At 57.2% G+C, this 16,632-nt stretch carries 13 protein-coding genes; 7 read left to right on the forward strand and 6 right to left on the reverse strand.

Features of this window, described 5'->3' with window-relative positions; genetic code table 11:
- Positions 1-16: 16 nt before the first annotated feature.
- Positions 17-934 carry a hypothetical protein gene (locus AB6803_RS02640; protein WP_371107399.1) on the forward strand — a complete coding sequence of 306 codons (918 nt, stop codon included), beginning with the start codon at positions 17-19 and terminating at the stop codon, positions 932-934.
- The gene (locus AB6803_RS02645) at positions 931-1,776 is read left to right on the forward strand and encodes a tetratricopeptide repeat protein (RefSeq protein WP_371107400.1); all 846 of its coding nucleotides are present in this window, start codon (positions 931-933) and stop codon (positions 1,774-1,776) included. The genes AB6803_RS02640 and AB6803_RS02645 overlap by 4 nt, the downstream gene beginning before the upstream one ends.
- A 57-nt stretch (positions 1,777-1,833) precedes the next feature.
- On the opposite strand, the gene AB6803_RS02650 is transcribed toward AB6803_RS02645, so the two are convergent.
- Entirely contained in the window at positions 1,834-3,192 is a 1,359-nt protein-coding gene (locus AB6803_RS02650; RefSeq protein ID WP_371107401.1) for a capsule biosynthesis protein, read from the reverse strand.
- 14 nt (positions 3,193-3,206) lie between these two features.
- Between AB6803_RS02650 and AB6803_RS02655 the strand changes: the two genes are divergently transcribed.
- Entirely contained in the window at positions 3,207-4,016 is an 810-nt protein-coding gene (locus tag AB6803_RS02655; protein WP_371107402.1) for an ABC transporter permease, read from the forward strand.
- A gap of 28 nt (positions 4,017-4,044) precedes the next feature.
- Here the strand turns inward: AB6803_RS02655 and AB6803_RS02660 are convergent, their stop codons facing one another.
- The 5 genes from AB6803_RS02660 to AB6803_RS02680 form a co-directional block, all read right to left on the reverse strand.
- Positions 4,045-5,139: a DUF6270 domain-containing protein gene (locus AB6803_RS02660; RefSeq protein WP_371107403.1), complete on the reverse strand. Its 1,095-nt coding sequence runs from the start codon at positions 5,137-5,139 to the stop codon at positions 4,045-4,047.
- 85 nt (positions 5,140-5,224) lie between these two features.
- The gene (locus AB6803_RS02665; RefSeq protein WP_371107404.1) at positions 5,225-6,325 is read right to left on the reverse strand and encodes an FkbM family methyltransferase; all 1,101 of its coding nucleotides are present in this window, start codon (positions 6,323-6,325) and stop codon (positions 5,225-5,227) included.
- Between the two features lie 54 nt (positions 6,326-6,379).
- Positions 6,380-7,741, reverse strand: coding sequence for a glycosyltransferase family 4 protein (locus AB6803_RS02670; RefSeq protein WP_371107405.1), 1,362 nt, complete (start codon positions 7,739-7,741; stop codon positions 6,380-6,382).
- Positions 7,738-9,867, reverse strand: a complete 2,130-nt coding sequence (locus tag AB6803_RS02675; protein ID WP_371107406.1) for a capsular polysaccharide biosynthesis protein — start codon at positions 9,865-9,867, stop codon at positions 7,738-7,740. The genes AB6803_RS02670 and AB6803_RS02675 overlap by 4 nt, the downstream gene beginning before the upstream one ends.
- A 21-nt stretch (positions 9,868-9,888) precedes the next feature.
- Positions 9,889-11,319, reverse strand: a complete 1,431-nt coding sequence (locus tag AB6803_RS02680) for a capsular biosynthesis protein (RefSeq protein WP_371107407.1) — start codon at positions 11,317-11,319, stop codon at positions 9,889-9,891.
- A gap of 186 nt (positions 11,320-11,505) precedes the next feature.
- On the opposite strand from AB6803_RS02680, the gene AB6803_RS02685 reads away from it, so the two are divergent.
- The 4 genes from AB6803_RS02685 to AB6803_RS02700 all read left to right on the forward strand — a co-directional run bounded on the left by AB6803_RS02685 (position 11,506) and on the right by AB6803_RS02700 (position 16,507).
- Positions 11,506-12,879: a capsule biosynthesis protein gene (locus tag AB6803_RS02685; protein ID WP_371107408.1), complete on the forward strand. Its 1,374-nt coding sequence runs from the start codon at positions 11,506-11,508 to the stop codon at positions 12,877-12,879.
- Complete coding sequence (locus AB6803_RS02690; RefSeq protein WP_371107409.1) at positions 12,876-13,607, forward strand: ABC transporter ATP-binding protein; 732 nt, start codon at positions 12,876-12,878, stop codon at positions 13,605-13,607. The genes AB6803_RS02685 and AB6803_RS02690 overlap by 4 nt, the downstream gene beginning before the upstream one ends.
- A gap of 658 nt (positions 13,608-14,265) precedes the next feature.
- Complete coding sequence (locus tag AB6803_RS02695; protein WP_371107410.1) at positions 14,266-15,279, forward strand: helix-turn-helix transcriptional regulator; 1,014 nt, start codon at positions 14,266-14,268, stop codon at positions 15,277-15,279.
- A 55-nt stretch (positions 15,280-15,334) separates the two neighbouring features.
- Complete coding sequence (locus tag AB6803_RS02700) at positions 15,335-16,507, forward strand: polysaccharide biosynthesis/export family protein (RefSeq protein ID WP_371107411.1); 1,173 nt, start codon at positions 15,335-15,337, stop codon at positions 16,505-16,507.
- Positions 16,508-16,632 lie beyond the last annotated feature (125 nt).

Consider the following 16,632-nt stretch of genomic DNA (forward strand, 5'->3'; position numbering starts at 1 on the left):
GAAGGACATATTCACCTTGCCCGCCGAATCCTTTGTCGATGCCTGGGCAACGGCACTGGATCTGACGGACACCGATCTGACTCCAGATGACAGGCTTTCCCTTGCGAATGCCATTCGCAATGGAACCAATCGGTTGCGCGTTGTCGACGCGATGAAAGCGCGTCGCCCCATGCCGCCCCTGCTCAACGAACGATCCGGTATTCAGGCTATCCGCCGCGAGCCGGATCACTTCGCCATATTGGAGAATTTCATCCGGTTCGCCCCAGGCGACGATGCGGCATTCCTTCGTTATGCCTTTTCACGGATATGCGGCCGCGACCCGACCTCGTCGGAGCGGCTTGGACTGGAATTCGACCTCAGACGTGGCGTGGTTACGCGGGCAGCGGTGGTGAAGAAGATCGTTGCCCTCGCGCGCCGGGACGGCCTGACGGCTTTCTGGGACACGCTGTTGCTCGAAAACGACAGCGAGGCTCGCGAAGGCTCCGATCCATCCAACGCCCGCCTCTCTTCGGCGGGCCTGCTGGTCAATATGGAAGGGCAGGCGACGGCAATCTTTGTCCGTGAGGTCGAGAATGTCGGCTGGATGATTGCTCCGGATCTTTTGCACCAACCGCTTCAGATCAACGACGGGAACTGGCAGGTGGAACCGGGCTGGCTGCTGACCGGTCCCAAGCGTAGTTTTGCCGAGGGAGCCTGGCTGTTGGATCTCGACCTGATCCAAGCAGAAAACGCCAAGCTGGACGTTGAAATCGTCGCAAATTCCGGCTTGGACGTCCTGCAGAGCATTACCCTGAGCGGTCCGTTTTCGGGGACTTTATGCGTCACTATCAGGCGGGAGCATCGCTTCGTCGAGCTGCGCATACGTATCCATGAGCGTCGCCCGGAGGACTCCTGGCTGCGTCCCCGTAACATCTCCATGCGGCACGCACCATGAGACGAGAGCTTCGCATCGCATCCACATTGCTGCGCGTCAACCATACGGCAAGGGAAAAGCCGGAGGTCGGGCATTCGGTCAATCCTTTGGCGGAGGCGGATGCCGCCCGTGACCGGCGTGACTGGGCAAACGCGGCATTTTATTATGATGAGGCGCTGCAGCGGAACCCGACACGGATCGACCTCTTCGTCCAGCTCGGCCATGCCTATAAGGAACTGGGGGATTTTGACGCTGCGCTGGAAGCCTATCGGCGGTTCCTCGACAAGGAGCCGCATGACGCCGACATTCATCTTCAGCTTGGCCATCTCCACAACAAAATGAACGATCCGGAAGCCGCGCTCGAATGGTACAGCCGCGCGGGTGCCCTAGCCCCGAATGATCCGGAAATCGCGCGGCACGTCGATGTTGCCGGTCTGCGACTGTCTCGTTTCGGCATTGAGCGCAGGCGCCAGAAGGCTATGGATCTTGTCCAATTGGGGCAATGGGAGCAGGCACGCGAGCAGTTGCGGAGTCTGGTCTCTGTTGATGGGGAAGTTGATCTGATCGCCGTCTATGCGAATGTGACCAAGGAGGCCGGTGATTTCGAGGAAGCGCTAAAGCTCTATGAAGCCTATGGTAACTATGCCAAGGCCAACCAGCCGACAGCGCTCGCCGATGTCGAGATCCAACTCGGGCATCTTTACAAGGCCAAGCGCGACATGGGCTCCGCCTTGCAACACTATATTCGTGCCCGTGATGCCGAGTTCAAGCTGTACGGTTACGTGGCGCCCAACTCCATCTGTGAACGCGAAATCCGTTCGTGCATGGGCGAAATCTATACCTGCTTCTGGCAGGCGGACTAATGGACACATAGATTGACTGGCATGACCGGCCTTAGCCGGTCATGTTCTATTTCACGCTCAGCCGTGATCATGATCTCGGATCGCGGAGAGCATGAGCCAGCCAAGCAGGTATGCCAAGCTCGTGGTCAGGAACACAATAACGATGTTCTTGAGGGCTAGCGGCAACTCGGCCTCGTCGGGTAAATGCGGCGGCACCACCACTTCCAGATAAAGTTGCTGCCGACGCGCATCTGCCCTTGCCGCTTCGAGTGAATCAAGGGCGGAAACCATTGCCTTGTTGGCAAATTCCCGCATGAGGACCAGGCTCTCATAATCTGCGATCCTAGGGGCAATAGAGCTATCAGACCCGACCATTTTGCTGCGTTCCAAGTCGATCTGTTGTTCGAGCGCGGCGATCTGGCTCGTCATGAATGGCACTGCGTTGCTATCCGGAGCGGTCTTGCGCGTTTCGGCAAGGCGTGCGCGTGCATTGGCCAACTGGACGGACAGCTGACTGATAAGTTCAACCATCGAGGTGGAACTGGCGTTCGGGTCAATCATCAGCTCCTTGTTGCGGAAGGTCGTGATTTTTTTCTGCGCATCGATAACCTGCTGTTCCGCTTCCTTTACCTCGTTATCGGCAAATCGGACGGCGTCTCCGCGCGCGCGATCGTTCATACGCAACAGCAGATCGCCGCCGAGCGTAAGCAGCGTATTGTTCAAATCATAGGCGTCTTGCGCATGAAAGGCGGTGGTGCGCAAGACCGTGATGCCGGTCGTATCGTTATGGATGACTTCGACACGGCCGGAGTAATAGTTGTAGAGTTCTTCCTCGCTATTGTTTTCCCAGAAACGGGGATAACGCATTAGCCAATCGGCCTGCGGACTTCCGAAAATCGCGCGCACCGGCATCTGCTCGCCAAGTTCCTTCAGCGCGTCGCGCGAGCGCAAATATTCCTGAACGGAGAAAGTGTCGTCCTGCGAGCGCGTTATGCCGCTGTTCTGCAGCAGGGAGCCGAAAGCATTTGAAGATGGCGGTGCCGCCATGCGTACAACGAATGAAGCTTCCGACACGAAGATCGGCGCGGCGAAGAAGGCATAATAGACGCTCGTCATCAACGTGGGGAGCAGGACGATAAGCAGGAACATATATTGGCGCTTGGATCGCTTTCGACGCTTGATGGCTTTCTTCTGCCCAAGGATCGGGGTGGCTTGGTAATCGAACGACGGCTGGCGCTGCTTTCTATCGGGTACTTTGCCCTCAGCCTCGGGAGTTAGGAGAACCATGGCAGCACCTTTCCAGTTGATTGTTTGCGCGGGCACCCGGAGATCCGCGTGCCTTGTACGGTAATTGTCCAAAGCTGACGCAAAGAACATTGAGCGGTAAGCCTTGGCCGGTATCGTGGAATGACCCGTCGATAACGCACGGGGAAACATAAGGAATCTCCCGTATGGATCCGATGCATGGTGAGGCTCAGGGCTTTGCGCAGTTCGTCACGGGATTGAAGATCCAGGCCCGTGTCCTCGGCGCGATGATCATGCGCGAAATGGTAATGCGCTATGGACGAGAGAATGTTGGCTTTCTTTGGCTGCTGCTGGAGCCGATGATCCTCACGTGTGGTGTCATGATCATGTGGACCGTCTTGAGGCATGAAGCGCACGGGCTCATTATTGGTGCCTTCGTTCTTAGCGGTTACATGCCACTGACCCTCTGGCGTCACGTTTCCAGCCATGCGGTCTCGTGCCTGCGCCAGAATTTGCCATTGATGTATCACCGTCAGATTCGCCTGCCTGACGCACTTATCTCCCGCGCCTTGCTGGAGATCGGCGGCATAACGGCTGCGCTCGTCGTCGTCTATACCGCGGTCCGATTGATGGGCCTCGTGCAGCCCTATCAGGATCTTGGTTCGCTGCTGGCCGGCTGGTTGTTCATGGCGTGGTTCTCTTTTGCGGTTGGGCTGGTTTTTGCCGCCGCCTCGGAAAGGTTCGAGTTCGTAGAGAAGCTCGTCCAGCCGATGCATTATCTCATGCTGCCGATTTCCGGCATGTTCTTTATGGTGGCGTGGCTGCCGAGCGGGGCACAAAAGCTTGCGCTCTATGTTCCGCTTGTCCACTGCTTCGAGCTGTTCCGTGCCGGCATGTTTGGCGATACGATTAAAGCCTACTATGATATCGATTACCTTTTCAAATGCTGCCTCTTCACTACGGCAGTGGGGCTCTACCTGGTCGACCGGGCACGCCACCACGTGAAGTTCGAATAGAGCGTCGATGGTCGCATGCCGAGCGGGTCTATTGGTTGACATAAGATTTCACCTGGTGCTTGAATTCGAACGACTGTAGCAGCGTATCTCGCAATTCCCTGCGATTGGCCAAGGCGTAGTGATTAAGGAAAGTTTCGGCCGATTCCGGCTCCCGTCCCAAGATCCAGCGAAAAGCCGCGACGACATCAGACGAGTCGATTGGTTCGTCAAAATGGGTGCGCGCTGGACTTTGGATTTTCGCAAACAGATAGGGCAGGGCGCCATGCAGGATATCGAGGCCGAAACGCTGCAGGTTGGGCTTTGACAAGGCGGTCTTGGAGAAGGCTTCCATCAGACCGGAATAGTTGCTGAGCGTTGACACGAGGTCGCACGAGCGCCCCAGCCCGCTAAAGCCACCATTGGCGTGATAGATTTCAGCTGTCTCCATCCAGACTTCCGCCGCGTAGTGCATCGGCGCCGGACCATAAAGTGCGGCGTCGTCGGAGTAGAGCGGAACCGGTGGTGTCAGTACGCGGCTGTTCTTGATCCGCGCCAGGCAGAAGTCGATCAGCATGCGGCAAATCGGATAACGCATCTGCCACCGGCAGAAATCCGTCATGTAGGTGTTGCTGTCGGTCAGTGTCCCGCGGTAGTCGGCTGTGGGCGGGACGTCGAGAAAGATGACCTCCGTCTCCGGCAGTTCGGCAGTCAGGAAATCACAAAATTTCTGCAATGCATCGGTCACAAGCTTCCAAAATTCGCGACTTCCAAAAGGCACGACCTTGAAAAGGTTGAACGCTTCAAGCTGTTGAAGCGGGCCAGCTTCGAGCAATTCGTAGGGAACTGTCAGCACGCCGTTCTTGTGGCACATGATCGAAGCACGCGACGCGCGGGAGAAGTCCATCACCAGCGTTTGTGGGGCAGCGTCCTTCAGCCTTTTTCGGAAGCCCTTCTTTGTCTCGTACAGCAATTTCTTCCTGATCTGCTCCGGCCATTGCTCGATGCCCTTGACGCTGACCTTCCTGTCATCCGTGAAGCTGGCAACATTTATTCCATAGCAAAAGAAGCCAAGCCTGCTGTCCGGGAAGGCGTATTTTACAAATTCCTCGCTGGGACATGAGCCATAATAGGCGACAACGCTCATGTAGTTGCCCTTATCATTTGAACGATTCCCCCAAATTGAATGTCCGCAATTCACCATCCCCGATGAACTCCGGCGTTGATGACGATTAGATAGCCGTCTCTTTCACACGGCTTCGCTTGACTTTTGCCTTTACCGATTTTTCCGACTTCATCGCTTTTACGGGCACGTGTGGTTTCCCCGCCATCTCTACGCCGAAGGCCTGAATACGCTCGCGTACCTCACCAAAACGATCTGCATGGATGGCCAGAATATTCGCAACCCTACCGGCGGAAAAATGCAGATCGAGCTCAGCTGCCGTCTCCACCTGCGTCACCCTCTCCAGGGAAGTGCTCCATATGCTGTAGCCCAATCCCGCAAGGTGCCGATAAATGTCGCCCGGCGTCGTCTTCGAGAGAATCGCTAGCATGTCGCGATTGATCTCCATGAGTATTGTCGGCTTATATGTGGTGATGGTTTGTTGCGCACCTTGGAGAAAGAGACCTTCGGCGCCTTGGATATCGACTTTCATCGCGTCTGGTCGCATCTCCCCTATAACCCGATCAAGCGTTTCGACCTCGACCCTCCGACCGAGCTGCTTGTCGACATTGTCGGTCATCAACCTTGTGGCGCCGGCGTTGTTCGTCTCTTCAGCATTATTGAGCGGGAGTTCTCCGCGCGCATCGGCCAGAGCTAGCTGGCGCGCGCTGATGCGGTCAGCAAGGCCGTTTTCCTTGATTGACCGATTGAAGAGGTTCCATAGTTTTGGTAGCGGCTCAAAGGCAAGCACCTTGCCTTTGAATGCGGAGCGGGCTGCCACGGAGAGCGAGTAGTAGCCGACATTGCCGCCAACATCGATGAAGTGCCCGTCATCCGGCACGATCGCCTTGATCAAATCGATGTCGAACTTCTCATATTCGCCATTCATAATCCCGAAGGAAATGTGATACTGCCGCAAGTCGAGATACAATTTAAAATTGTATTTTGTTTCAAATAACACGGTAATCGATTTCGGAATGAAATTGTTGAAAAGCAACTCGCCATGGCGGTTATGGAATTCGGCCGAGGTCAGAAAGCGCTTGCGGTGCTCCTCCAACGAAAGGTCGCTGAGCTGTAGCAAGTTCCGGGCTATAGCGCCCCGTTCGTCCTCGTTGAGTTTACGTCCGAGGATGAATTTATAGCAGTTTTCAATGTCGTAGTAGCTTGTCACTTTGCTGGCCCTTCCTCCTGTCGGCATCGCCCTTTGATAAATTCAGGTTGTTATTCATGACAGCGCTCCGAGCGACATGGTTTGAGAGCGCTGTGGTGCGCGCTGTGCGGAATAGCGGCGCGCGGCGACATCGCTTGCGATCAGGGCCTCCAAATCGTCGAAATGCGTATCCCATCGATTGGCGACACTTGCCCTGGTCCGGCGTAGCGGCGAGGCGGCGATCGCATCTACCGCCGCGCGCCAGTTCAGGCCGTCGAGCGGGTTCAGGAAGATTGCTTCGTCGATGCCGGCTGCCTCCCGATGCGACGCGATATTGGAGGCAATGACGGGCGTGCGAAGCGCCAGCGCTTCGGTAATCGGCATGCCGTATCCTTCCGCGAAGGACGGAGCCAACAGCGCCGCGGCGCCGGAAACGAGCCGTGCCAGTGCTGCATCTTCCAGTCCCGGCACCTCGATCACGAGCCCCGGCAAGGAAGGGCAGCGCTCGAGCATCGCGAGAACATGGCTGTTCTCCCATCCTCTCTTGCCGACGATCACCAGGCGAGGCGCATTGGGACCATCACGCTCCGCGAGATACTGCCAGAGGCTGAGCAGCAACATGTGGTTCTTACGCGGTTCGATAGTGCCGAGCGTGACGAAATAGGGGTTTTGGGGCCGTTTGATATCTTGCGGCGGATTCAGGAAGCACTGCTCGACACCTGGCGGCAGTACTGCAATCGATGGCAGCGCCCGATTGCTCTCCTGGGCGTAGGTACGAAGAGCGCGGGCGGTCACCTGCGAATTGCAGAGGACGAGCGCTGCGTGTTGCAGCACGGTGTCCATTCTGCGGCGATGTCGTTCTGGTTCCTCGGGTCGAACAAATTCTGGATGCGACAGGGGGATGAGATCATGCACGTAGAATACGCCGTTGCGGCCGGTTTGCTTGAGCCAGGAAAAAGCCGAGGTTCGTTCGAGCCGACTGTGGGAGACATGCATGAACGAGGTGTTGCGAGGCACGACTGGTCCCTGCGCGAAATGGGTGGCGACCACATGGGCGAACTTCCGCAGCCTCTGCGCATGAATATCGACGGGACTCATTTCCGCAGTTGCACGCCAAGGAAGCTTGCCGTCGATGGCGGCGAAGATTCTTTCCAGAAGAGCGGCCTGGGAAGAGGAGAGTTCAGTCGTGGCCCAGCGGCGGTTGAGCGTGGAAATCAGGCTATCCGCCCGCGCGGTTCCGACGGATATTGCCCCGTGATAGCCGGTCTCGATGAATGACGGCGTTTGCGAAAGCTGATTGGTATCTTGTGACGCGGCTTGTTTGCGGCGCTCGTTGAGCCAGAGCGCATAGTGGAGTTCATAGCGATCAATACCCGTGGGTGTCGGGCAGTGTGCCCGCTCGATGAGGCGGGAAATATCCATGACAACAGAGTTCATCGCAGCCTTCTTACTCCAGACATATGGATCATATGCGCCAGCCATCCGCGCCTTGAGGGGTCCGGTGCCGTGCCCTGGCGAGCGCGGTACAATTCGGCAATGACATCTTCCACCTCGCAAGGCAGGTCGGCGATATTCGACCAGTAATGCGGGTAGAGGATGAGTGCGCCGGCCACGAGCGCGTCGAGGCTCAAGGTCCGCTTGCGTCGAAGCGAAACGACGGCATCGTTGGTCAGTCCCCAGCCAGCGTAGAAAGGCAGTCCGTAGCACCATACCGACCGTTCCCGCAGGAGTGCTTCGAAGCCGACCTGCGAGGTCGCGACATGGACTTCGTCGGCCGTGTTAAGCAGATCATTCAGATCGACGTTGCCGACGACAAGGTCGGCGATGTCGTGTGGTGGCCGGATTCGCGACGGATGCAGGAAGGGCTCGGCAAGGAGATCCGGATGCTGCTTATAGACGATGAAGGCGTCGACGCGTGCGCGTCGGACAGCTGTCAGAAGCTCGGTGTCGGAATCGTGGCTCGCCATGCCAAGCCGCAGCGAGGCATCATTCGGTACCTGCCCGGCCACAAGCACGATGGCTCGTCCCTTGGCTTGCGCGCGGTAGTTGGGCGAGGGCTGCGGCGGCAAATTGTACTTGGTGATGCCCATCGAAACGATGGTTTGACGGAGCCTCTTTGCGCGTTCGAGCAGCGCGCTGTCAAATTCCGTGGTGTTCAGGATTGTCTCAAGCCTGCTTGACCTGGAGGCATCGAAATAGATGCCGTCGGCGTCAAAGCAAAGCGAGGATGGCGGGACGAGCGATGTACCGAGCCCGGCGGAACGAATGAACCCGTCCTCCACCCGGATGATCGACCGCCTTCCCCCCTGTTTCCATAGGGTGCTTTCCTCCGGCGGGGCGGTGTTGCCCCATAGGACGATTTTGTCCGCCGCCTGGATCTGGGTGACGGTAGGTCTGTTCGCGAAATGAACCTCGGAGGAGGGGCTGGTCAGGTAGCGGCGTAGAACCGAACGCTTATGTATGGAGAAATTAATGCAGAGATAGCGGCCGGAGAGCGAGGCCGCGCGGTGGCGCCATTGCAGCAGCCGTTCGACGGCCTGTTCAGCCGCGATCGGCTGGCGTGTTACCGGGTCGACATAGAGTGAATATTGAAGAAGCATGGCATGGGCGAGTTCGTCGAGACCGATGCGGCGTGTCCGGCGGGCACGCGCCACAGCTGCGATGAGGCTGTCGGCGCGGTCCTGCGTCAGGCCCCATCCCGCGTAGGCAGGCATGCCGAATGTCACGACAGTCATGCCGCGCAGCAGCGCATCCAGGCCGAGCTGGCTTGAGACCGTCCAGACTTCATCGACCATATCCAGTACGGAATGAGGGGAAATGGTCGTATCGATGAGCTGGACCCGGCTTTCGCGCGCATGTGAGGTCAGATAGCCTTTGGCGCGGCCGGCCACGACATCGGGATGACTCTTGATAATGATATCCGCGTTGCTCTCCGCACGCGCAGCATCCCACATCGTGAGAAAGGTTCCGGCATTGGCGCCCGAGCCGGCGACGGAACGATCACCGACGACCTGATCCACCAAAAGGATGCGCTTGCGACGGGTGGGTCGAAGCAGGACGTTCCCCTCCGGCAGATGGTTGTATTTGGAAAGCCGCTCTTGAACGATCCATTCACGCAGCTTTTTCGCCCGCGCCAGATCGGCGCCGGGCGTCCCGCCCTGCAGCAATGTCTCCAACCGGGACGCCATGTGAGCCGAGAAATGAATGCCAAGATCATCTGCGATCAGGGAAACGGAAGGGGCCCCTGCCTTGCCGAGGCCGACGGAACGCAGGAAGCCGTCTTCCAGGGTCCAGTAGGGAAGGCGACGCATTTGAGCATAGCGACGGGCAATGCGCGCAGGCGGTTTGTCGCCCCAGCCAACCACGCCATCGGCTGCTCCCCTTGCAAGTTCGATCGGCTGAAGCGAGGCGGAGAGCGTGGGACCGATCAGCGGAAAACGCCAGCGTGTCGGCAAAAAGGCGAGAAGTCTCGCATCCGTCGGCGGCAGCCACAGGCCTCGCTCGCTGCCCTCCGCCGGTCCGGGCCGCTCCTCATGGGGAAATAGTGTGAAATCTGAAAACATTTGCAATCTCCCGATCCCGCGTCACAATCCGCTGCGACTGCCGAAATCCGGCTGTTCCAGCAGAATTGAATTGTCCGCGTGCGGGAAAACGACCGTCCTTGCAGCCTCAGCTGCCGGAAATTGCTGGCGAATGCGTTGCACGACGCGCTCGGCGGTGCCTTCGATATAGGGGCGGAGATAGAAGCTGCCGTTGACAAGGCTCTGGCGATACATGTGGCGAACGAACTGCTGCACCCGTTCCTTTTGCGGAGCGATCGGGCTCTGCCAGAAATCGTCTATTGCCGTGGCGGATAGCGCATCATTTTTCGGCAAAGTCGCAAGCCCTTCGGCGCCGTAGAAAGTGTCGCCGAGCGCAAGAAGCGGTTTTCCATGGTTGAGGGCGAGAAGGCCGGACGTGCTGTTGACGGTGACAAGCCCGAGCGAATGGCGGATGAGAAGGCCGATCGATCCGTCGTCGAGCACCTGCACGCGCTCCTCGCATTTGCTGAGCATGGCCAGCTGTTTCACGAAGGGCCGATAGCTCTTATGCCCGCGATCCATGGGGTGAATCTTGAAGACAAGTTGATGAGCTGGGTTCGCACAACGAGCAAAGGATCTGATCGTCTCGGTTATCAGTCGCTCCATCGTCCAGCCGCGGCCATGGCTCAAGAGCTGCTGGTCGTCATGGACCTGCAGCGCGACGACGAAGTAGCGGCCTTCCTGATTCTCGATCAGATCGACCGTCAGATTGTTGTTTCTGGGGTAGTAGCGCAGTTTGCGATAGAAATTACGTGCCCACAGGATCACTTCCGACACTATTGCCCGATCGCGGTGATGCTCGTTGCCGAAAAAGAACGGCGCGCCCAGCGCCTTCACGACGTAGTAGGCGATGCCCTCCATCGCCATCGACCGAAACAGATTGCCCCGCATCAATTCCACGGGCTCCAACGGCATGTCCGAATCCGCAGTCACGGATGTATCGGTGCGCAGCGGCGAGCGGGCGTTGTTGCCGCCCCATTCGCAGGAGATGAAATGGGGGCGGGCATAGCCCTCCTCGAAACAAAGCACGGGCACGCCCAGCTGCCCTGCGACATCGATGGCCATCCGGTGATACGGTCGGCAATCGCCGAAGAGCACGATGACCAGCGGCGCATCTCTTTTGATAAAGGCCTTAAGCCAATCGGCCCAGGCATCGGTCGTGCCGCAGAAATTCAGTGCGCCCTTACCATGAGAAAACAGCCAGTCGCCGCCATTGAAGTTGACTTTCAACGTGTCGTATCCGCCGGTGACGAGAGCCTTGGCGAGGATATCGAAGAACGGGCCTACCGGCCCTTGCAGGAGGAGAACAAGGGGCTTTGAAGTGGGCGCGTTGCCAATGGGCCATCTGGAGCGATTGGCCGTCCGGAAGTTCATGTGATCGCGCAGGTTTACAAAATTGCTGCCACGGTCCGAGATTCCTCCGAACTTTCCCATTCCGAATTCCTTGAACAGCAATGAAGGAGCAGTGGCTAAGTGACTGACATTTATTGCTGCGGCGTTTTACCCACGCCATACTGATCGCGCCGCCAAAGTATTAATTGCGACAGGAAGGCATCTATTTGAATTTAAAAGCAGAAAATCGCTATTAGTCGCGAAATATATTTGACTTTAAAAGGATATATGGGAACCTATAGCGAAATTCCGTGTCTCTTCTGGATTTGTACAGCTGCGAGACATGATGGCGCGGCGTACTCGAGGTGGGAGGCTCTCCGACGTCTTGATGATGACTCCGGAAAACTACAGAGATGTCCCTATTATTCTCCGAGAGAGAGATGTGACGGCCCTCAAATGACCCGCATCGAGAACAACAGAGAATTCACCGATTTCGTTACGCTGGTAACCGTACGCTCGTCCGTCACGGTTTCCGGCAAGGATTTGAGCTGGTGGAGCACATTCGGACGCTGGCTGCGATCGCATCTGCTGTTGCTCTTGATGCTCGTGATCCCCGGGTTGCTCGGCGCCACCTACTACGCCTTCATCTGTTCGGACCAGTATGTCTCCGAAACACAGTTCGTCGTTCGCAGCCCTAACCGGAACGCGGCGGGGCTGCTTAGCGGCTTCTTGCAAAGCACCGGCTTCGTGCGGGCGCAGGACGATAGCTATATTGTCAGCGAGTTCATGATGTCGCGCGCAGCCGTGGATGAGCTCACCGCGAAGAACGGTTTGAAGGATATCATGTCGCGCCCCGAGGCCGACTTTCTGAATCGGTATCCGCTGCCATGGACCGTGGCGAACAATGAAGAGCTGTTTCAGCACTACAAGCATTTCGTCAAGGTCGATACCAATAGCGGCAGTGGTGTCACGACCCTGGAGGTGCATGCGTTCCGGGCAGAGGACTCCTATAATCTGGCAAATGCCCTGGTGCAGCATGCCGAAGAGCTCATCAACCGCCTCAACGACCGCGCTCGAGGAGATGCCATACGCTACGCGCAGGTCGAACTGACCGACAGTCAAGCGAGACTGCAAACCACGCAAAAGAATCTGACGGATTTCCGCAATCGGGAAACGCTCATCGATCCGACCAAGCAGTCGGCCGCCGCTCTTGATATGATCGCACGGCTTTCGGACGATGTGGCCGACAGCAAGGCGCGGCTGGCGGCTCTTGATGAGCAGGCGCCGCAAAGTCCGCAGGGGGAGGCATTGCGCGCGCGGGTGACGGCGATGGAACGCCAGGTCAGCGATGAGCGGGCGCGTGTCGTGGGCAGCGACAGTTCCATGGCACCGCGCATCGCGCAATATGAACAGCTGCTGCTGGAAAGGGAAATGGCGGCCAAGATGCTGGCCTCAGCGACTACCTCGCTGGAAAATGCCAAGATCGATGCGCAGCGTCAGCAGCTCTATCTTGAGCGCATTTCCAATCCGAATCTGCCCGATCATCCGCTTTATCCAAAACGCGTCCTGTCGTTTCTGATGTTCTTTGCGATATGCGGCGCCATCTACTGGATCGTGCGGTTCTTTGTCTCCCAAGTTCTGGAGCATGCGGCATCGCGATGAACAGTATTCCTATCAGCCTCGGCGAGTTTGCGACACCGAAAGAGCCGCCAAAGAATGATGTTTCGGCGCAGCCGGACGGGATTGTCGGCGTGTTCGACATCGTCAAGGAGTATGATGTGCACGGCCGCATGCGCCGCGTGCTGGACGGCATCAGCTTCAAGATTTCGCGCGGTGAGAAGATCGCGGTCCTCGGCCACAACGGCGCCGGCAAATCCACCCTCGTGCGCTTGATCGCCGGAATCGAGGAGCCGACCTCGGGCAAGATCGTGCGCAACATGTCCATGTCCTGGCCCATCGCGCTCAGCGGGGGGTTCGGCGGATCGATGACAGGCTACGACTGCATGCGGTTCTTGTCGCGCATCTATGACAAGCCATTCGACGACATCCGCGACCTGGTGGAGGACTTCAGCGACCTCGGCAAATATTTGCGCATGCCACTCAAGACCTATTCATCGGGCATGCGCGCGCGGCTGGCCTTTGGCATGTCGCTCGCTATCGATTTCGACTGCTATCTCATCGATGAGGTAATGGCTGTCGGCGACAAGCGGTTTCAGACTCGTTCTTTCGAGGAGCTTTTCGTCAAGCGGAAGGACCGCTCGATGATTGTCGTCGGACATAACTTAAATGTGATCGGCGATATCTGCACCTCTGCGCTGGTCCTGAAGAACGGCCGAGGCCGTGTTTTCGATGATGTCGAGTATGCTTTTCGCATTTATTCGACATTGTGATCGATTCATTTGAGGATCCACGGATCCTGAAATGCAGGTTCGGTCCTTAATGCGTCTCAAAATGGCACAGTATTCTTGGATGGTGGCCGCCTGCCGGCCATGAGGTTCCGGCTTGTTATCATGGTGGATTTGCGTGGCGCGCGCACATCGGGAAATTTATTCAAGTAACGCATACTAAATTAGCATAATGGAAATTAATTCGCTTTATAGCTGATTGCTCGATGCAGGCACTCTTGCAGGGAGAGATTCTACCGATGCTTTCACGTCCTCCTGGCGGCAATCATTTTCACCCGGATTTGATCTTGCATTTTAGTGATTCGTTCTGCAACCTTAGACCGTTATTTTGGATATGATTGGATACTATAATAGGCGCTTTTTGTCCTACTTCGTCTTAACGAAAAGTTCACGTCTTGCGGGAGAAGCCCAATGGCGCAAATATGTTAGCATTGTCATTATCTGTACTGTTCGGAAGAAATCTGCTGTGCTAATTTAACAGCGCTTAATGTAATTTAAGCTGAATAATTATGCCGTGTTAGGACGATTGAAGGAGTGCGCCTATGGTCTCACCCTTAAATGGAATCGGCAAAATCTGGCCTAAATGAAAATCGAGTGCTTGCAATTGTTGGGGTGCAACTTTAGATTTCGAGTAGGGTAGCAGATGACTATGTTGGGAAGAGTTGTCGAGCAATGCGTTGGCACCTTTGAGGTGTATTCTCGTGATGCGATTGTTCGCAATCTCGATGTTTTAGAGCCGAACTGGAAGTGGACGGTACCGCCGGATCCCGGCGGAGATTATTCCTTCAAGTTCAGCAAGCAGCCTCTCCAATCAGCGTCGATCGTCAGCGCTGAGCATTCGGGCAGCCTGGAGGGGGTCGCCAAACACGACATGCCTCGCGTAAGCATTGTCTTCGTCCTGGCGGGGGAGGTTGAGGCATATGACAGGCGCACGCGCAGGTCGGTGCGTATTTCCGCTAATAATGTCGCAAGCATCAGCGACCGGATGGGAAAGCGGCTGGAAATCAAGCCGCGAAGCTCCTGGCTGATGTTCCAAGTTCCGGAAGCGGTGCTGCGCCAGCATTTCGAGGAATTAACGGGCAGGCCCTATGTACAGGAATTCGTCCTGTCTTCGGTCAGTTTCCGCCAGGGTGGAGCTCAGGGGCTCTATCAGACCCTGCGGCAGGCGGAGAAGGATCTCATGTCGGCCCGTCCAGCGGAACGGGTCATGCTTGCCAAAGCCTATAACGAACTGGTGCTGGTCAAGCTTTTTGCGAAGCTGCCACACAATCTATCCGATGCGTTCAGTCGCGGCGCATTGGAGACGGCTCCCCGTCAGTTACTGAGGGCGGAGGCGTTCATGCGCGACAATCTGCACAATTCGATCATGCTGGAAGATCTCGCGAATGCCGCCAGCTGTAGTCCGCGGGCGCTTCAGCGCATGTTTCGGACCTATCGAGGGGACACTCCGATGGGGATATTGTGCAATTATCGTCTTGCCGCCGCCCATGGCGCTATCAAGGGCGGCCAGGCTGAGAGTATAACCGATCTCGCGATGAGTCTTCAGTTCTCGAATCCGGGACGTTTCTCGGTTCTGTACAAGCATGCGTATGGCTTCAGCCCCTCGTCGATCCTCCGCTTTACGCGAGAACGAAGCGACGAGGCCGGAACGGTATGATGCGCATGCAGGCAAGCATGAGTTATAACTGCCTCTGTGCCTCTCGGGATGGGTAATGCAACTAAGAATTGGAATTTTTTGTGTCCTCGCCTGCCTTTTGACAGGCTGTGCGTTACCTGAATCCGGACCGAAGACGTCACGAATCCTGGAGGAGGCGGCCCGGCAGGCTTCGCCATCATTCGCATTGGTGGATGTCAATTCGCAGTCGATGATACGGAACGTGGAGCGCCCGCGACCCAGTCTTGCTGCCAAATTTGGTGAGGGTCCGCGTGATCCTGGCCTGCGCATCGCCGTGGGGGACGTGGTGTCCGTCAGCCTCTGGGAGGCGCCGCCCGGCAGCCTGTTCGGCACGGCTGCCAGCAGCGGCGGCCAGCAGCAGGCTTCCGGCAGCTCCGTGACGATTCCGCCACAGGTCGTGAGCAGCGACAGGAGTATCGGCATACCCTATGTGGGTCGAATCAATGCGGCCGGTCGTACGCCGGCGCAAGTTGAGAGCTTGGTGATTGCGGGACTTGCCGGTAAGGCCGTCCAGCCGCAAGCGCTGGTAACGGTGCAACAGAGCACCTCCAACACCGTGACCGTCACTGGTGAAGTCGCCGGCGGCGCACGCGTGCCGCTTTCGCCGGCCGGGGACCGCATATTGGACGTGATTGCTGCTGCGGGCGGATTGCGCGCCGGGGTCAACGAGAGCGTAGTCTATTTGACGAGAAGGGGAGCAACCATGGCTCTCCCCTTCGAGACGATCGTCCAGTCGCCGCGTGAGAATATACGGTTGCGTCCCGAGGACGTCGTGACGGTGGTGCGTGAACCAAGGACCTTTACGATTCTTGGCGCGACCGGACAAAATGGCGAGGTGGCCTTCAGCTCGCAACGCGTCACAATGGCAAATGCGGTGGCGCGTGCGGGTGGGCTTCAGGACAGTCGAGCAGACGTGACGGGCGTATTCCTGCTCCGCTACGAACCACTTGATGTCGCGCGCAGGGTCGTTCCGCCGAATAATCCGCTTCTGCGCAGAGGGACCGCAGTTCCGATTGTCTACAGGTTCAATCTGAAGAACGCGGCGACGTTGCTGGCAATGCAGAGTTTCGAAATCCAGCCGCGCGACATCGTTTACGTTTCCAACGCGAGCTCCGTCGATGTGCAGAAGTTTATGGGCTTGTTCCAGGGACTCACATCGCAGGCGCTATCCGCCACATCCGTTGGCATAAGCGCTGCAACGGCGAATTGATAACGACTGTATAATTTCTAGTTTGCGTGTGAAAGACGTCGAGATGCGTGGACGAGCAGAATGGGGCCATCACCATGATGTCAGGCTTACGGACTGCTCTGCGCACCGGCTGGTTACGGAGAGTT

The organism is Rhizobium sp. RCC_161_2 (assembly GCF_041355235.1).
Taxonomy (GTDB): domain Bacteria; phylum Pseudomonadota; class Alphaproteobacteria; order Rhizobiales; family Rhizobiaceae; genus Rhizobium.

Bases quoted from the DNA above. Each gene is read 5' to 3' on its own strand.
- AB6803_RS02645 (WP_371107400.1), top strand. From the start codon at position 931: ATGAGACGAGAGCTTCGCATCGCATCCACATTGCTGCGCGTCAACCAT.
- AB6803_RS02650 (WP_371107401.1), bottom strand. From the start codon at position 3,192: ATGTTTCCCCGTGCGTTATCGACGGGTCATTCCACGATACCGGCCAAG.
- AB6803_RS02655 (WP_371107402.1), top strand. From the start codon at position 3,207: ATGGATCCGATGCATGGTGAGGCTCAGGGCTTTGCGCAGTTCGTCACG.
- AB6803_RS02660 (WP_371107403.1), bottom strand. From the start codon at position 5,139: ATGAGCGTTGTCGCCTATTATGGCTCATGTCCCAGCGAGGAATTTGTA.
- AB6803_RS02670 (WP_371107405.1), bottom strand. From the start codon at position 7,741: ATGAACTCTGTTGTCATGGATATTTCCCGCCTCATCGAGCGGGCACAC.
- AB6803_RS02675 (WP_371107406.1), bottom strand. From the start codon at position 9,867: ATGTTTTCAGATTTCACACTATTTCCCCATGAGGAGCGGCCCGGACCG.
- AB6803_RS02680 (WP_371107407.1), bottom strand. From the start codon at position 11,319: ATGGGAAAGTTCGGAGGAATCTCGGACCGTGGCAGCAATTTTGTAAAC.
- AB6803_RS02685 (WP_371107408.1), top strand. From the start codon at position 11,506: ATGGGAACCTATAGCGAAATTCCGTGTCTCTTCTGGATTTGTACAGCT.
- AB6803_RS02690 (WP_371107409.1), top strand. From the start codon at position 12,876: ATGAACAGTATTCCTATCAGCCTCGGCGAGTTTGCGACACCGAAAGAG.
- AB6803_RS02695 (WP_371107410.1), top strand. From the start codon at position 14,266: ATGACTATGTTGGGAAGAGTTGTCGAGCAATGCGTTGGCACCTTTGAG.
- AB6803_RS02700 (WP_371107411.1), top strand. From the start codon at position 15,335: ATGCAACTAAGAATTGGAATTTTTTGTGTCCTCGCCTGCCTTTTGACA.